At 52.7% G+C, this 611-nt stretch carries 1 protein-coding gene; it reads right to left on the minus strand.

The genetic code is table 11. From position 1 onward, the window contains the following. Positions 1–611 (minus strand): ATPase domain-containing protein (locus EXE42_RS16410; RefSeq protein ID WP_158293761.1); only part of this gene is annotated, 611 nt, incomplete at both ends.

Genomic DNA, 611 nt, shown 5'->3' on the forward strand with positions numbered 1-611 from the left:
AATATTATCGGCAAGATTGCTCGTCCGCTCTTCAGACGCTTGGAAGTCCCCGGTGATATTGTGGACTTCATTAATGAGCAGGGTAGTGATACTGGCAGACCGGAGGAATCGACCGATCCGCACCAACGCACTCGTCGTGTCAGCAAGTCCACGGAGATTTTCTTGGAAGCCTTGTGACCCATCAATCATCACAACCTCAGTCCCGTCGGTAACGGCCTCCCGGAGGAGTTGCTCAAATTCACCAACCGTGTACTCATCGGGAGAGACCTCGACAATAGAGAGTTCACCGCTTTCCAGCGCAGCCTGAAGTGGAAGCCCAATTGCTTTTGCGCGATCACGAATGGTCCATTCTGCTTCTTCGAACTGGAATAATACGCTCTGTTTGCCCGCAAGTGCTGCTTGAATGAGAAACTGAAGCCCAGTCGTCGTCTTACCGACACCGGTTGGCCCACTAAGCATTGTTATCGTGCCCTGATCTAAGCCGCCATAGAGCAACTCATCGAGTTCGTCCACGCCAGACGACAGCGGTTCCGCGTCGATCGCTTGTTTCTGCGTATCGGGTACGAGCTCCGGCCAAACTTCCAGTCCCGCTGTAGAAATATCGTAGAAAT

It is taken from the genome of Halorubrum sp. SP3 (genome assembly GCF_005435195.1).
Classification (GTDB): domain Archaea; phylum Halobacteriota; class Halobacteria; order Halobacteriales; family Haloferacaceae; genus Halorubrum; species Halorubrum sodomense.